Source organism: Paenibacillus mendelii (genome assembly GCF_024498075.1).
In the GTDB taxonomy this organism is placed as follows: Bacteria; Bacillota; Bacilli; order Paenibacillales; family Paenibacillaceae; genus Paenibacillus_Z; species Paenibacillus_Z mendelii.
The window spans coordinates 196,215-212,839 of sequence record NZ_JANHOF010000003.1 but is presented as its reverse complement, the minus strand read 5'-3'; the positions used below and the strand labels follow the sequence as shown (position 1 = coordinate 212,839).

At 49.1% G+C, this 16,625-nt stretch carries 14 protein-coding genes; 6 read left to right on the top strand and 8 right to left on the bottom strand.

Annotation, left to right across the window (positions count from 1 at the left end; genetic code table 11):
• Positions 1-19: 19 nt before the first annotated feature.
• Positions 20-1,645 (bottom strand): response regulator, encoded by a 1,626-nt coding sequence (locus tag NNL21_RS11740; RefSeq protein ID WP_204819174.1) that lies wholly within the window; start codon positions 1,643-1,645, stop codon positions 20-22.
• Positions 1,620-3,422 (bottom strand): sensor histidine kinase, encoded by a 1,803-nt coding sequence (locus NNL21_RS11735; protein WP_204819173.1) that lies wholly within the window; start codon positions 3,420-3,422, stop codon positions 1,620-1,622. Before NNL21_RS11735 ends, NNL21_RS11740 begins: the two co-directional genes overlap by 26 nt.
• Positions 3,423-3,744: 322 nt before the next feature.
• On the opposite strand from NNL21_RS11735, the gene NNL21_RS11730 reads away from it, so the two are divergent.
• The 3 genes from NNL21_RS11730 to NNL21_RS11720 all read left to right on the top strand — a co-directional run bounded on the left by NNL21_RS11730 (position 3,745) and on the right by NNL21_RS11720 (position 6,593).
• Positions 3,745-4,497: a phosphotransferase family protein gene (locus NNL21_RS11730; RefSeq protein ID WP_204819172.1), complete on the top strand. Its 753-nt coding sequence runs from the start codon at positions 3,745-3,747 to the stop codon at positions 4,495-4,497.
• A 216-nt stretch (positions 4,498-4,713) separates the two neighbouring features.
• Entirely contained in the window at positions 4,714-5,496 is a 783-nt protein-coding gene (locus NNL21_RS11725) for a hypothetical protein (protein WP_204819171.1), read from the top strand.
• 185 nt (positions 5,497-5,681) lie between these two features.
• Positions 5,682-6,593, top strand: coding sequence for an SDR family oxidoreductase (locus NNL21_RS11720; RefSeq protein WP_204819170.1), 912 nt, complete (start codon positions 5,682-5,684; stop codon positions 6,591-6,593).
• Positions 6,594-6,770: 177 nt separating this feature from the next.
• Here the strand turns inward: NNL21_RS11720 and NNL21_RS11715 are convergent, their stop codons facing one another.
• A complete protein-coding gene (locus tag NNL21_RS11715) occupies positions 6,771-8,237 on the bottom strand; it encodes an arylsulfatase (RefSeq protein WP_204819169.1) in 1,467 nt (488 codons plus the stop codon).
• Positions 8,238-8,791: 554 nt separating this feature from the next.
• Between NNL21_RS11715 and NNL21_RS11710 the strand changes: the two genes are divergently transcribed.
• Positions 8,792-9,643: a helix-turn-helix transcriptional regulator gene (locus tag NNL21_RS11710; RefSeq protein ID WP_204819168.1), complete on the top strand. Its 852-nt coding sequence runs from the start codon at positions 8,792-8,794 to the stop codon at positions 9,641-9,643.
• A 120-nt stretch (positions 9,644-9,763) separates the two neighbouring features.
• Here the strand turns inward: NNL21_RS11710 and NNL21_RS11705 are convergent, their stop codons facing one another.
• The 3 genes from NNL21_RS11705 to NNL21_RS11695 form a co-directional block, all read right to left on the bottom strand.
• Complete coding sequence (locus tag NNL21_RS11705) at positions 9,764-10,591, bottom strand: carbohydrate ABC transporter permease (protein WP_204819167.1); 828 nt, start codon at positions 10,589-10,591, stop codon at positions 9,764-9,766.
• Between the two features lie 19 nt (positions 10,592-10,610).
• Positions 10,611-11,498: a carbohydrate ABC transporter permease gene (locus NNL21_RS11700; protein ID WP_204819166.1), complete on the bottom strand. Its 888-nt coding sequence runs from the start codon at positions 11,496-11,498 to the stop codon at positions 10,611-10,613.
• Between the two features lie 70 nt (positions 11,499-11,568).
• On the bottom strand, positions 11,569-12,948 hold the full coding sequence (locus NNL21_RS11695; protein WP_204819165.1) for an ABC transporter substrate-binding protein: 1,380 nt from the start codon (positions 12,946-12,948) through the stop codon (positions 11,569-11,571).
• 365 nt (positions 12,949-13,313) lie between these two features.
• On the opposite strand from NNL21_RS11695, the gene NNL21_RS11690 reads away from it, so the two are divergent.
• Together NNL21_RS11690 and NNL21_RS11685 are read left to right on the top strand one after the other, a co-directional pair.
• Positions 13,314-13,634, top strand: a complete 321-nt coding sequence (locus tag NNL21_RS11690; RefSeq protein WP_204819612.1) for a winged helix-turn-helix transcriptional regulator — start codon at positions 13,314-13,316, stop codon at positions 13,632-13,634.
• 37 nt (positions 13,635-13,671) lie between these two features.
• A complete protein-coding gene (locus NNL21_RS11685) occupies positions 13,672-14,589 on the top strand; it encodes a DsbA family protein (protein WP_256555179.1) in 918 nt (305 codons plus the stop codon).
• A 148-nt stretch (positions 14,590-14,737) separates the two neighbouring features.
• On the opposite strand, the gene NNL21_RS11680 is transcribed toward NNL21_RS11685, so the two are convergent.
• Positions 14,738-15,409: a response regulator transcription factor gene (locus tag NNL21_RS11680; protein WP_204819163.1), complete on the bottom strand. Its 672-nt coding sequence runs from the start codon at positions 15,407-15,409 to the stop codon at positions 14,738-14,740.
• 11 nt (positions 15,410-15,420) lie between these two features.
• Positions 15,421-16,584 carry a sensor histidine kinase gene (locus tag NNL21_RS11675; protein ID WP_204819162.1) on the bottom strand — a complete coding sequence of 388 codons (1,164 nt, stop codon included), beginning with the start codon at positions 16,582-16,584 and terminating at the stop codon, positions 15,421-15,423.
• Positions 16,585-16,625 lie beyond the last annotated feature (41 nt).

The following is a 16,625-nucleotide window of genomic DNA, read 5'->3' as shown; positions in this document are numbered from 1 at the left end:
GCCGGATCATCATCCGCTATCATTCTTCGAGCGTCCGGTAATCCTGCGGAGTCTGACCGCTTGCCTTCTTGAAAAACCGCGTAAAATGCGGCGGTGAAATGAATCCCAGCTCCGCGCTGATTTCATGAATCTTCAGCTCCGGCTGCTGCAGCATCCGCATCGCTTCCTTCAGCTTCATCTCATGGATGTAGGCAAGCACATTCGTACCCGTCACCTTCTTGAACGCCCTGGATAAATAAGAAGGATTCCACTCGGCGACTTCGGATAGCCGCACTAGGGAAAGGTCCTCTCCCAGATGGTCATGAATGTAACGCTTTACCAGATCAATTGTCCGGTCCTGGCGTTCCGCCTGATCCTGCTGCTGCAGGTCGAAGATCGCGCTTGCCAGCCGGTCATAATAATCGATCCAAGCTGCCGGGTCAAGCGGACTGCCGGAAGGCTGCATTAATACAGACAAATCCATGTGGCCCGACAGCCGGTCATGCAGATTGAAGCGATGGATATGGCGCAGGAATACGAGCGAAATCGCAGCATGAACCGATTCGAGCCGCATAGGCTCAGCGATGAGAAGCCTCCAGACGGAATCGAAGGCTTCCGTTTGACCCGTCGCTAAATATTCGCCAAGCAAATCCGATTTGCGCAGCATCCTCGTCCGGTCGAGCTCCGTCTCATCGAATTCGACCTGAACAACCCCGTTCCGCACGCCGGATTGTCGCTGATACTCATGCTGCAGCATCGCCCAGCGGTCGGCGATGTCTTCCCACTCGCAGGGCGACCGGTCGAGCAGGCAGAACAGCGAAATATCGAAGGAGCGCAGGCAAGCCGCCTCCGCATTCTCTGCATATTCGCGGACGGCCAGCAGAATACCGCTCCAAGGAGCAAACTCTTCCGATTGCCCTCCTGGTTGCTCTTCCGCATGGCCGGCTGCCGGCTGCACGAACCAGACCACTGTATCCTTATCGACAAATATATACTTCATATGCAGGTGCGCATAACCATACTGCTCCTCGATCGCCTGCATCCCTGCATGAAGCTGAGCCTTGCCGGTCTGGCGCGCTCCGGAATCCCTTCCCATCAGCTTGCCCATCATCAAGAGGACTGGACGCTGCGGGTTAAGCGGAATACGCAGCTCCTCGAACTGCTCGGACCTGCCCCGCGTATCGAACAACTCCCCATGGAGCAGTTCACCTAACAGCTCGTTCTGCAGCAGCGGCAATGTTTGTTCCATCTGCTCCATGGCTTTGGCCACGAGTCCTTCAATCTGCTGCTCGCCTGCAATATTCTCGATCAGCTTGCCGATTGTATCCAGAATCGTCTCATGGCCTTCGGTCTTCAACAGATAACTGGTATTGTCATAATGGATCGCCTCATACACATAATCGAATTCGCTATGACCCGTCAGAAAGACAACCTTGCACCTCGGCCACAGACGGCGAATATGCTTATGAAGCTCCAATCCGCTTAGTGCAGGCATTCGAATATCGGTCATGACAATGTCGAACTTGCCCCTCCTCAACCATTCGAGTGCCAACTTGCCGGAATACGCCTTATATAATTCCAGCTCCATCGGAAACCGCTCCTGCAGCATGGTGTGGAGACCGTCCGCAATATCGGGCTCATCATCCACGATCAACAATCGAAGCATACTCCTTGTCCCCCTTCCATATGGCGATCCGGACTTCCAAACCGCCGAGTCGGCTGCGTCCAACATGTATGCCGCCTTTATCTCCGTACTTCATGCGCAGCCGCCGATGAATATTCAGAAGGCCCGTCGTTTCAATCGTGCTTTCATCCGTTCTTAGCAGACGCTCAAGCGTCTCCAGCCGTTCCTGATCCATAAGCGGACCGTTGTCTTCCACCCGAATGAGCAGACAATCATCCGCCTCCTCGAATGTAATCGACAGGAGCCCGCCTTCCTCCATATGGTCAAACACATGCTCGAAGGCGTTCTCGATGAGCGGCTGAAGAATAAGGCGAGGGACCATAACCGCCCGGTAAGAGACCGGCACCTCCCCGCACTCGGCTTTCATGCGCAGCCGGAACCGCCGTCCTTGAATCTCCGCATAGATCGTGGCATGCTTGGCCTCTTCGAACAGAGGAGCTTCGTCTGAAGAATTTCGGGTAATATAGCGCAGATAGCTGCCCATCTGCGAAGCGAACTGCTTGGCGTTATCATGATCCTCCACCGCAATCATATTCGACAGGGTAAAGTAGCTGTTGTATAGAAAATGAGGATTGATCTGCGACTGGAGCTGCTTGAGCTCCGCCCGTTGAACTAATATTTTGTGCGTATACACCTGTTCGATCAGCTCCCGCATATTGCGGGACATCTTATTAAAACCCTGAAGCAAGTAACCGAACTCGCTGCGGCTGTTCGCGGCGACGGTGACGTCCAGCTCGCCCTTCTCCATCTTGCGGAATGCCCGCAGAAGAGCCAGCAGCGGCCGATGAATCATCCGGTATAAGGAAAGCCACAGCACGATGATAAAGACGAGAAACACGGCGATCAGCACCCAGAACAACTGCTGATAACGATGCAGATTATTGAACAGATGCTTCTCGGGAACGTAATGTATCAGCGAGAAGCCGAGCAGCTCTGAGAACCGGGAAGACACGAGCACGCGGTCTTCTCCTTTCCCTACACTGCTAATATTCTCGTAGGTATGAGGCACACCGGACTGATATTGATTGATATACTGGTCCAGATACGGATTCTCGTAATGATGGCTGCGAATGATAAATTCGCCGCTGGGATCTCTTAGAACGGAGCCGCTGTTCTCGCTGCTTTCGAGGGCGGCAAATGATTTGATCAGCTCACTGGGAGAAAGCTCCACAATAATCGAATAGAGCGCATTATCCCCTTCATACAGACCCCGCACCTCGTGAACGAGCACAATGTAGGGAATATTGCCTAGGAAATAAATGGCCTCTCCCGGATTGTTCCCGGCCAGCTCGCGGGTTTGATCGAATTGATCCTGCGCCATCAATCCGGTCCCCTGCATAGCGGACAGCGTGCGATTGATGGATGGGATATGAACCGACACATCCGAGATGTATAGACTGCTGTTCTTCAGCGCAAACAGCCGGTCCTGCAGCAGCAGAAGAGCTTGGCTTTTGTCGAAATTGTTCATATAGTCGGGAATAACCGCCAGCTTGTTCAGCGACTCGTCATTAATCATTTCAAACTGCAGCAGCTGAATCCGTTCGACTTCCTTCTCCATTGCCCGTATATTCGCTTCGACACGCGATTCCATAGAGTTGGATATTTCCCGGCGCAGCGACTCTCTCCCCCCGGAGTAGAAATTATTGCCGATCAACACGATCGGTATGAGCATGAAAGCCAGCATCAGGGCGAAACGAAACAATAGGGAGCTCTTCATCTTGCCAAGCCCGGTACGGATAGATCCCACCTCCGTCTTCATTAAGAGAATTGCCTGTTATGCGCTTTCATCGCATACATCTCCTCATTATTTATAAGACGGCTCTCAAAAGCAACATAAATAATTTTGTTTATTTTGGCGAATCGGTTGGAATCGGGCTTGTGAAACGTCATATTAGGGCTTGAGAAGCCTTGTTTCCTCACATTATTTTCCTTATAATCCCATTTATTTGCTGTCGTTTCCCTGTACAGTTATGTCGAATAAGCGAGCCTTTTCAAGAGTGCAGACAACTGATAAGGTTAGGTTAGTATGGAGGTGACTTGCCGTTCATCCAATTCATTTGAAAGAAATACCCTGCGAAATAATGGACCATGTAGGTACCATCAAGGACATAACATTTCCAAGGCAAGGTCATACCTCTGATGTAGCAATCATTGCGAGCACAGCAGGTCGTTATGTTATAAAACGGACAAGGGGCGAGCAGTATTGCTCCTGGCTATCGCAAGAAGTGCGGGTTCTGAATGCTTTACGCCACACAAAGTTACCTGTCCCTATCGTTTATCAAGCTGTAGAACAAAAACATGACAATCAGAACTGGGCGTTAATGCACTATTTTGAAGGTGAGACCTTAAGACAATCACTTTCTAATGAAACGAATACAGATAAAAGGCATGAAATGATATTCAATTTCGGAGTGATTCTGTCAAGAATACATGCAACTCCGTGTCCCCCTGAATTAATCGGCGATTCGGATTGGTTGGATGAAATGCTGCGCCGCGCGGAATTTAACCTTCACCATTACTCGGCTGAAGGGACAGCGGATTTATTGGCGTTTATAAAGAACAACAAACCATCGCCAATCAAAAATACATTTATCCACGGTGATTTCACGATAGATAACGTGTTAGTTCGGGATGGAAAAATAACAGCCATTATCGATTGGAGCGACGGAGCGTTCGGTGACCCCAGATACGATGCTGCATTAGCGATTCGTCCAAAGCCTAACGCTTTTGAAATCGACTCGGAGATTGACATCTTCTTTGAAGGATATGGCACAAAGTTGATAGGTGAGCAGGAATATACATATTTTAAGGATGGTCTCTACGAATTTTTCTAGTGAGGGATCAGCCTAACGAAGAACGGAGATGCTGCCATTCCGGCCAGGTCACCGGTTTATTCAGAATGATGCCATCCGTCATCACCCATTGGCGGAGACTACTATTTCATCCAGAAAATCAGTGCTCCCACACGCAGTGTGTGCCGTCGCCAACCGGCCGCAAGCCGCATTTCCTATACAGTGAAACCAAATCCATTGAATAGGAGATGTTGAGAATTGTCTTTTACAGTTCCTGTCGTCGGCATTTTCACAAACGGCGCAGTATCAAGCGCTACGAGAGCCCAACGCACCGCAAGATTTAATGACGATATCGCCCGGGCAAACCAAGCTTGGGGGAGCGGCTTTTTTCCGGGAGTTGCCTGCGGCTTGAACTTTGTTTTCTTGAGACGGTTTTATCAATCGAATTTAACCATAGACGCCAGTACGGTGGATCGCTTTGACGATCCACAAATTAGCAATTTAGTGAATGCTGCCAGAAGAGCGACAAACAATGCTACAGCCATCTATGTCGTTTATGTAAGCGGAAATAACTTTGCCGACGGCGCCGACGGTGAGGGCGGAGCCTTATTTAAAAATTTCCGGAGCACGACCGATTACGAATTATACGGACAAGTTGCGTTGGCGGGCGGAGCCCTCAATTCGTATATATTTGCGCATGAAGCCGGGCATGGCTTATTCGGCCGCTTTGTAACTTTCAACGATACGATCAGTTTTACAACGGATGACCCATCAAACCCTGGAGATATACACAGCGATAATCCTCAGAATCTTATGAATAGTTTCGTTCCTGCAAGGAATCCGATTATTAACTCCGATCAATGTTCAGTAGCTAGACAAAGCAAGTTGGTTATGGTAAATGTTGCCCGCGCCCGTAGAAATCGAAATCGATTGAAAAGTAATCCGCAAATGGTGAAAAGACTTAATAAAGTCATTGCCGCTAAAATGAAATCTGCGAAACCGGACGTAGTCCGCCGCAAACGCGCGGCATGGCGTAGGTAATAAAACATGAGGCCATAGCTATGAGTTCTGCAAGATATCCTTATGATTGTTGCTGAATTAGACAAAGACCTGTAACTGCCGCCTCAGCCACTAGTAAAAATACACCTTTGTTGTTTCTATATGACATAGGTTGTCATGTTAAAGGTCTATAATGGGAGGTAGATCAACGAAAGGAGTAACCGATCATGAAACCTCTAGATGGAAAAGTGGCTTTGGTGGCAGGTGCAACACGCGGCGCTGGTCGAGGAATAGCAATCGAATTAGGAGCGGCTGGAGCTACTGTTTATGTGACAGGACGCACGACACGAACACAACGCTCTGAGTACAATCGTCCTGAAACGATTGAAGAAACCGCTGAGCTTGTAAGTGATGCGGGGGGCCAAGGAATAGCGGTTCAAGTGGATCATCTGGATCCGGATCAGGTTCAGTCTCTAATGGCTCGGATTGAGAATGAACAGGGGAGACTAGACATCCTGGTTAACGATGTGTGGGGTGGGGAATATTTGACACAGTGGAACGTGCCTGTGTGGGAGCATTCCCTTGAACGGGGGTTTCGCCAGCTTAGACTTGCGATTGACACACATATTATTACCAGCCACTTTGCACTCGCCCTATTAATCCGAAACCCGAATGGGCTGGTCATTGAGATCACAGACGGCACGGCTGAATACAACGATACAAACTACCGTTTATCCCTATTCTACGACCTAGCCAAGACGTCCGTCATTCGTATGGCTAAGTCTCTGGCCCAAGAACTTTCACCCTATAAATGTACCGCGGTAGCAGTGACTCCGGGTTGGATGCGTTCTGAAATCATGCTTGATCACTACGGTGTTACGGAAGAGAATTGGCGTGATGCTGCTGTGAAGGAGCCTCATTTCATCATTTCCGAATCGCCCCGTTATGTAGCGCGTGCCGTTGCCGCGCTAGCTGGAGACCCGGAAGCTGCCCGATGGAACGGTCATTCTGTTTCAAGCGGTGAGCTCGCACAAGTGTATGGTTTTAATGATATTGACGGCTCACAGCCAGACTGCTGGCGGTATCTTGTAGAAGTGCAGGATACAGGCAAGCCGGCGAATGCTTCTGGTTACCGCTAATCTTCAATAAGAAAGACGGAATTCAAGCGTTCTATAGCGTTTAAACGATGCAATTACCGAAGAACGATAACAAACCATAAAGGGTTCCACGACTTAGGCATGACTACTATGTGGAACCCTTAATGGTTTTTGATTTTCATACAGGTAGTCCCTAGTAAATAAATCGCAGACTACTTGTTAATGCGTCGTTCGGATATGCTGGAGACATGATTGCGGAGGCCTTCCCACGACAAGGCTGACGCCATCCGTGTAGCCTTCCTCCCTGCCCGTAAGCTCCTGCACCAGACGCTCTCGCCAGCTCCCCAACGTTTCCGCGTACTCCGCCAAATTCGACAGGTTACAGCACTCCTGAGGATCGGTCTGAAGATCGAATAATTGCTCCTCACCCGTCTGAGAATACCATATATATTTTTGCTTGCCGTCTGTTACGTAATGAGAGGAAAGCACCCCGTAGGCATGCTCGCCGTGGATGTAATCCCTCCACTCAGCTTGGCTTCCGCGCCCGCCGAGTGGAACGATGCTTGTACCATCAACGGAGTCTGGAATCGGAATCCCGGAAGCATCCAGCAGGGTCGGCATAATATCCCGAAGCTCCACGACCTGCTCTACCCGCTTCCCGGGAACAAGGCCTACAGTGCCTGTCGGATCATTCAGAATAAACGGTACTTTGGCGCTGCCTTCATAGGCCAATATCTTCTTATACAAGTTATGGTCGCCCATCAAGTCGCCATGATCGGATGTGAAGAGAATGATCGTATTGCTGCTTACCCCGAATTCAAACAAGGCATTCCGCAGCCGTCCGATTTGGTTATCGATATGGGTAATGAGCGCATAGTAGGCCGCGAGCGCTTTCTTGCGCATCCGCTCATGCACGATCCCTCCCCCGGTCGTCGGATTCAGGCCTTCCCGATTCGGATCGTCCCGCCGCGCCCACTCTCCGACTGGCGGCTCCGGCAAATCGATCCCTTCATACAGATCCAGGAAAGCTTGCGGAGGATCCAGAGGGGCATGCGGTCTAACGAAGGACGTCCACAGGAAGAACGGCTTGCTCGGATCTCTCCGCCGCAAGAAATCAATGGATTGGGTAACCGCCCAGTTGGTCGGATGGAGCGATTCGTCCAAGTGCCACGGTCTTGCAACTGTCGAAGCATTGCAATCCAGGCCATGGTCCATGATGTCCTGCTGCGATCCCGCTCTCTCCCTAAGCCAGACTAAATAATCGTCGCATTGATCCCACCACTCCAGTGCGGTCGAATGGGAGCGATCGCGGTTGTAATGCATATAGCCATCATGCAGCACAATGTTATGGAATCCGCACAGATTCCGGGTAGGGTAAACATGCATTTTGCCTACACATTGCGTATGATATCCAGCCTTCGCGAACTCGCCGGGCATCGTGTGCTCGTAATTCCAGGGCACCTTATCCTCATAACCTACTCTGCCATGATTGCGCTGACCCATTCCGGTCAGAATAGCCGCCCTGGCTGGAATACAGGAAGGAGTCGCCGTATAGGCGCTTGTAAAGGCAACCCCGCCTCTAGCCAAATTGTCCAGGTTCGGCGTTTCAATGACGGGATGCCCCAGGAAGTGAAGACAGTCCGCCCTCATCTGGTCGACGGTAATCAATAGAACGTTCGGTTTCATGTTAGATCTCCTTTACGGCTTGCCGGGTAATGAATCTACTAATTTACGATTAGAATCGATATTATAATATCAATTATCTCCAGTAATATCTATTACGTTAGAATCAAGTATCATCATATCCACTTGAATATTCCTCTGATCCAGAGGAAACGATCGCAATGTACTCTTCTTGTCAGGCACGACTATTTACCCGTTTGCCACCTGTCTGTACTCGCTCGATTCCGCCCAATACCAGGCGCCGTTTTCCTAAATACATGGCTGACAGCTCGTTTTTTCTCCGTTTTGCAATCTTAGCGCAAGGTAGTCCATTTTAGGAATTATCAACTACAGACACAAAATGATTATGTGTAAGCATTTTTATTTCGCTTTCGTTCCTCTACACTGATGATAAGAAACACGCACAAGAAGATACGGTCATGAGTATTCGGCAGCAATACTGACTATTGAAACCACTATCGGACGGACGAACAAACCAACCAGCCAGCCAGTATCAAAGGAACGGTTACACGGTATTCAAGGAGGGATGATTTATAACGCATAATTTCTCTGGAGCAATGACAAGAAACTTCAGGGACGTGGGTACGGATATGGACACTTCGTTAAGGGCGGAAGCGATTCCGCCATTTGTTGTAAGCGATTCCGAATCGGGCTCAGTTGTCTATCCTCCCGGCGGTTCGTTCGGTCCCCGGGTTCAACTGCAATTGCAGTTGGTCATGCTCCATATCGGCTCCATGACAGTAAAAATAGACGACGTCAAGCATTCGGTTCCGCCCGGTCATGTTGCACTCCTTCTACCAGGCCATCAGGAGCACTTTACTTTTGATGAGAAGCAGGAAACGTGGCATCGCTGGATCGATGTCACGACGGAACCGCTGTGCGAGCAGGCACAACAGTATTTTGAACGGCTTCCGACCTTCATCCCCCTTTCGAATAGGATGAATCAGCTTACCGACCTGATGTTGGCTGTGCAAAAATCGGATGATTCCGACATATATGGCAACGTTGGAGCAGCACTTGGCCGCTCGGCGATTTTGCTGTTTCTTACGGAGTGCATCCATATGAGTACCGAGCGAAGGAAGCATCCAGCCGTCATGATCGCGAAAGAGGAAATTCATCAACGATACGGCGAATCGATCAATTTGAAAATGATTTCGTCGATGACGAACAATACGCCGGAGCATTTAATTCGATTGTTCCGGCGTGATGAGGGCATGACGCCTACTCAATATTTATGGCGTTATCGGTTGAGCCAAGGCTTGGATCTGCTGCGGGGGACGGGTTTAAGCATTGGCGAAATTGCCGACCAGGTAGGGTTTAAAACGTCATACCATTTCTCGAGGACGATCAAGCTTTACACCGGAAGAACACCAAGTGAAATCCGTAAGGAAAGCTGGAGAACTCTGTAGCCTTTCCCGCCTTGGCCGGTCGGCGAATGCCGGCACCGGAACAAACAGTCCGTACATCAGCATCTGGCTGCATGTACGGACTGTTTGTTTACCGCTTATTTTTCCTGTAGACGTATGCTGTTACCCTTTCACTGCGCCTGCCGAGAGTCCGCTGACGAAATACTTTTGCCCGACGACGCTTAACAGAATAAGTACGGGAATCGCCATAAGGCACGCGCCTGTGATCGGCGAGGCGTAATCCTCTTTATAGGGATTGTTCATAGTGGTGATGCCGACGGCTAGCGTCATTTTATGCTCAGACGTCAAAAAGATGAGTGGTCCGAGGTAATCGTTCCAAGAAGCCATAAAGCTGAGCAGGCCGACAATGCCGATTCCGCTCATCGACAGTGGAACAGCGATGCGCAGAAACGTTCCAAGCTCTGAGCTTCCGTCGACCCGGGCGCTTTCATACAGCTCCCTGGGAACGGAACCCATCACCTGCCGAATCAGAAAAATGTTAATAGCCGATACAGCCCCCGGCAGGATGACCGGATAAAACGTGTCCAACCAACCCCAATTGCGGAACATGACGAACGCCGGAACCAGCGTCATCTGGGCGGGAATCAGAATAGTGGCGATTACAATCGTAAAAAGCACATTTTTAAACTTAAAATCGTACCGAGAGAACCCGAAGGCCACCAGCGCATTAAGCACCATGGCAAGCACGGCGACGGATACCGCAATGAACATTCCGTTGAAAAACTGCGTCCAGAAGGGCAGCTTCTGAAACAACAGTATAAAATTGTCCAGCGTCGGCGCCAGAGGCAGCGGATTCAGCGGCGCTCTCACGATATCGTCGTACTTCTTGAAGGAGGTACCTACCATAAACAGGAAAGGAACGCAGAACAAGAAGCTCAGTATAGCCAAAGATGCATAAATGAAAAACCTGTGAAACATTCTTCCTGTCATTGGATTGCAGCCCCCCCCTTTACCGTCGGTCGTCTTGCTCTTGGAATAGCTTGATCTGGATTAGGCCGACGATCAGCAGAATCAAAGTGAATACATAGCCAATTGCCGATGAATATCCGAACTTCTGGAACCGGAAAGCTTGCTCATACATATACATTGTCGGGAACAACAGCGAGTCGTTGGGTCCCCCTCCGTTGTTCGCAAGCAGATAAGCTTCCGCGAACATACTGAAGGAGCCGATGATAGCCTGGAACACGATAAAGGTCATGATCGGACGCAGCAGCGGGAGTGTAATGTGCCACAAACGCTGAATCGCATTTGCTCCGTCGATCTTCGCCGCCTCGATTAGCTCATGCGGTATATTTTGCAGCCCAGCCAGAAAATACAGGATATTGATGCCCAGATACCGCCATGTCACCATAATGATGAGCGCCGGAATCGTCCACTTCGGACTCTCTAGCCAAGCGATGGATTCAACCCCGAACAGGCCGAGAAACGAATTCAGAATGCCGATTTCCCGGTTATAAATAAAACTGAAGACAATTGCTACGGCAACAGCGGACGTAATGTTAGGCGTAAAGAAGAAGGTTGCGAACATGCCCTTCCTCCGCTCGACAAAAGGCTGATTGATCAAAAGCGCCACGCCAAGCGCAATCGGCAGGACGATGAACAGGCTTCCGCAGGTAAGCTTCACGCCGTTCAACATCGACTTCCAGAACCTTTCGTCCTCCAGCACGTAAGCATAGTTTTGGAACCATACGAAGGTCAGCTTTGAGACCCCCGAATAGAGACTGATCCAGAACCCGTATATTGTCGGATACAAATTGAAAACAGCCTGATGCAAAAAGAATGGCAGAATGAATAAAAAAGGCGCAATTTTTATCCCAGTAGATGATTTAAAAGGCATGAACACTCCCCCAGCTGCTGAAGAAAATTCAAGACTCTCTCCTTGTAAGCTCATTTTTAGAGATTATTTATTATTCCGCTACTTTTTTCTCCTTCTCTATCAACCGCTCAAGCTCTTCCCGAACTTTTTGTAAAAATTGCTCCGGCGTCAGTTTGCCTTCCGCATAATCGAATTGGTGTTTGTCCCATGCCTGCGTAATAAGAGGGCGCCACCAAGCCTGATTCTGATTCGGAGCGTCCGCTACCAGCTTTCCATACAAATCGCCGAGGTCTTGATCTGCGAAGTATTCCGTATACTTGCTAGTCTCATGCAGTCCGGCTTCGTTGACGGAAGTTAGCAGCGCCGGAAACAGGTTAATGATCTCGAATCGTTTGACCGACATGGCCGGCGTCAGTTGGGCCGTCTTGAGATATTCCCATGCCAAATCTTTATTTTTGGAAAATTTGGATATCATCATTCCAGTTCCGCCCATGACCGTTGTCGGCACCGAGCTCGGCCCCCCGAGCGGCATCGGCACAGCGGCCCATTTGCCACTAAGCTCAGGAACGTTGTCGACAAGCAAATTCACCCACCAGTCAGGCCCGAAAGCGGCGACATACGTACCGTTCTTGAAGCGATCCCAAAAACTCGGTCCCTCAAAATATCGCGTGTCCATGATGCCTTCCTTCTTCCAGTCGTGCATCCGTTTTAAAGCCGCAATTGCTTCTGGGGAGTCAAGGCCGATACCGCCGTCAGTGGTTACGACGTCACCGCCTTCCTGCTTAATGAGCAGTTCGAAGTATGTGCGGTCACTACCTGTTCTCGTTTCCGAATCTGCCGGGAAAATATATTTGTCTTTACCAGTAAGCTTTTTTGCCGCCTCGGTGAACGCATCCCATGTTTTCAGTTCAGCAACATTGATCCCCGCTTCATCGAATATATCTTTACGATAATAAAGCGCTGAGGCGGTCGCCGCGTGTTCGATTCCGTACTGCTTGTTATTCACTGTATATAACGCCTGCCGGCCCTTGGACATTGCCTCTTTCAAACCGTCAACCTCCAAGTATTGATCCAGCGGTTCGAAAGGAACGTCTCCGCGAATAAAGTTCGGAAATTGACCTTGCTCCATATCGAACAAGTCGGGAGCGCCATCTCCTCCGGATCGGGAGAGAATCATATACTTATCGGTCATAGCATTCGCATCCATCAAGTTGACGTCCACAGTGACATCGGGATGGGTCTTCTTGAATTCTTCGTTAACGGCCTCGAGAAACCGTTTATGCGGATCGGCAAATACCCAGATCGTCAATTTCTTGTTGTCCGTTTCCCCGGTTACGCCGTTATTGGCACCGCTTTTAATATTGCCCTCGCTTTGGTTGCTTCCGGCTCCACCCCCCATATTTGGCGTACATGCGGTTGCCGCTAACATAAGAACAAGCATTAAGAGAAACATAGCACGTCGGTTTTTCAATGCGATCCGCCTTTCTTCGAATGATAGATTTGTAATACTGACCATTGTATTGAATTCGCTTACAAAATAAAATGCACCAGTCTATCCATTTGATATCTGAAATTGATTTAATAAGCATTAATTCGAATCATGCGCGATCGAACATACTGAGGATTTTGGAAACGCTTGTGATCGGAATTCCCATAACGCTGGGCTCTTCTCCGCTGTAATCTCGCTGGCGATCAACTGACCGGTAATCAAAATGACCATCAAGAGTAAAATGATGAGGGAAGCGGGAGTGAACCTTTTCGTTTTCAGTATATTTATTATACTTGATTTATTTTTTATAGTAGATATAATTATGTTATAGATATGAGGTGATTCATCTGAACGTTTGTCCCTACATGGAATATGCGCTCCAAATCCTCGGAAGGAAATGGAACGGATTGATTCTCCACTATTTATCGCTTTGTGAGAATGGCTCGTCCCACTTCTCGGAGCTCAAGCGGGATCTTCCGAATATTACGCCTAAAGCTCTCTCATCTAAGCTGTCCGAGTTGCTCGAGCACGCATTGATTGTGAAGAAGGTTTCCGGAGGAACACCAGTATCGATTTCCTATGAATTAACAGAGAAGGGACGTACGCTTGTGGCTTCCTTTCAGCCTCTGCAGACATGGGCACAGTCCTATGTAAATACGGACTCCTGAGGATCCAGCAAGAACAGAAACGAGGAGGAGAATAAGCATGAATAACAAGATGATCTGCGACCTAGAGACAGGCGTTTGCGGAGTTGGCGGAGATGAAGCGATGGAGCTCATTGATCTCAGTAAACCTCAAGAGATGATCGACCTTTATTACGTAACGGATCCGATCTGTTCGCACTGTTGGGCACTTGAACCGGTCCTTCGGAGGTTTGTGGAACAGTATGGTCAATACGTTAACTTCCATACCGTAATGGGTGGACTTCTCAAGAATTGGGATGGCTTCGCCGACGTGAAGAATGGCATTAGCCAGCCCTCCGATGTAGCGGCTCACTGGAGAGAGGTTGGTGTCCATTCCCGCATGCCAATCGACGGCTCCCTGTGGCTTGATAATCCCATCCAATCCTCCTATATTCCATCCCGCGTCTTCAAGGTCATTCAGAAAGAGAGTGAGCCTCTGGCAGCTGCTTTCTTACGCCGGGCACGGGAAGCTGTCTTCGCCTTTAACCAGAACATTGGGGATGATGAAGTGCTGCAGGTAATTGTAAACCATATGGGGCTTGATGGAGATCGAATCGTGAAAGAAGCCGGTCTTCCTAGCAGCCAAGAGCTTCTCGATCAGGACTTCGCGCTTGCGGGGAAACTCGGAGTTAGAGGATTCCCAACCGTCATTATGCTCAATTCCAATCATAAAGGTACGCGAATCGCGGGAGCTCTCTCACTCGATAATTATGTGAATGGACTCAAGCAGGTTCTCCCTACCACAGAAGAGCTTGAGCCAAAGCCGCAGCCTGCCCTCTCCAAGCTGCTTGTCCAAGAAGGCCTTTTATTCTCCAAAGAAGTCGAGGTCATGTACGATCTGAAGCAAGAGGATATTCCAGCTTATATTCATGCCAAGCTCTCGACCTATGAATATGTACAGAAGGAAATCATGGATGAAGTTTATTTTGTGAAACAATAAGGCAGGCTGTACAATCGAAGAAATCCCCGCAGTCATTGGCTTTTCTCATGATTGCGGGGATTTCTGTTTTCAATTGAGGTTATAGAAGCTCATGCGGTGCCTAAGGCATATGCCGTGATCCAGCAAACAAAGGGTTTCTGATTGTCCTTTATTTTACAAGCTTCATTCGAATTGCAGTAACCACGGCCTGAGTGCGGTCCTGCGCCCCAAGCTTTTGAATGATATGGTGTATGTGCGTTTTTGTTGTGCCTTCGGAAATACATAGAATCGCAGATATTTCATGATTTCGCTTACCGTAAGCCAGCAGCTGTAAAACTTCCGTTTCACGCTCCGTCAAGGTGCCAAGTAGCCGTTCTTTCCCGGATAAATCGGTTTCTTCCTTGCCTGAAGTCAGTAATTGGTCCAGGGCGCGTTTGGCTGTGCTGCTATTGAAGAGGGTTGCTCCCCGGTGCATCGCACGTATGCCGCTCAGTAATTCATCGGTATCCGTATCTTTCAGCAAATAGCCGGCCGCCCCCGCCCGAATGCCGTCAAACACATATTTTTCAACATCGAATGTCGTTAATAGGACGACTTTTGTATCGGGCAAAGCTTCAACGATTGCTTTTGTCGCCATGATCCCCGTTCCACCGGGCATCCGGATATCCATCAAGACAATATCCGGAACCGTTTGCATAACAACGTCAATCGCTTCTTCACCGGTTGAGGCCTCGCCGATCACTTGCATATCCTGTTGAATATCCAAAATGTAACGCAGCCCTTTTCGGATGAAAGGCTGGTCATCCGCAATCAAGATTCGAATCTTTTTTCCGGTCTGCATGACATGTCTCCTTAATCCGGCGTACTTGATGAAATATCAAGCGGAACCACCGCTTGTATCTTTAAACCCTTCGGCGAATTTGAGGAGAAAGCGATGCTTCCTCCGGCTGTTTCACATCTTTCGATCATACCGCTTAAGCCGAATCCGAAATTTAAAGGTTTCTCACTGCGGAAATTGCCGTCATCCGTGATGAGGAGCTTTACATGTTCATTCTCTTCTTCCACCGAAACGTCAACCTGGCTTGCATCAGCGTGCTTGAGGATGTTCGTTAACGCTTCTTGCAAAATCCTGTAGAGGATTACGCTGCATTCAACCGGCCACTCCCCGATAGGTCCTATTTCCTTGTATTGTATTCTCACCAGAGAATTGGCTTCGATCTGGGAGATTAGGCCTTTCAATGCGATCGGTCCCAGGCCCTTCTCATCGTCCGACCATTCCTTAACTGCAAACCTTACCTCATCAATCCCTTTCCTAGCCACCTTCAGAATTTCATCTACGCTATTAGACGCTACAAGCGTATCTTTCGGAATCATCAGTTTCAAGGCTTGAAGTTGAACAATAAGCGAGGTCATCTGATGTCCGAGTCCGTCATGAATGTCGCGTGCCAGCCTTGTGCGTTCCGTCAACGCCGCATAACCCATAGCCTGGACGGTCGTTTGCTGCAATTCGGAATACGCCGCATTCAATTGTTCTAGCTGTTTTCGGTTCGTTCGATCCGCTTCGCGAAGCAGGTTCTGGTTTCTGACCGCGATATACATCAGTACAGCTGCTATAAGAGCGCCATAAGAAACACCGTCGACCATCATCATACCAAAAATCATGCAAACGGTAACGGCAGCAAGAACAACGGTCCAACGATTCCATCTCGCATCAGCTACACCCAGCATATACAACAACGGCCAGAAAATGCGGTGATCAGGGTAATCGAAATGAACGGTGCGAATGATGACGGTTATGCCGGCAAGAACACAAACCGCAATTGCGTACCTCTTAGCATCCCACCATCCTTTAGGCGCTGCCGCCATCCAAATGTAACAAGCCGCGAAGGCAGCGTAAACGAAAAGTACGTGGATAAGCAGCAACGGGGACTCAGGCAAGATCAATATGAAAAAGGCAACGATAAACGTGATATGCGCGGCGCGTGTATCAAGATACCGAAATACGTTTTTATTCATTCTTTGTTCCTTCAATCGGTTGGTTTACTTCATCATAACAG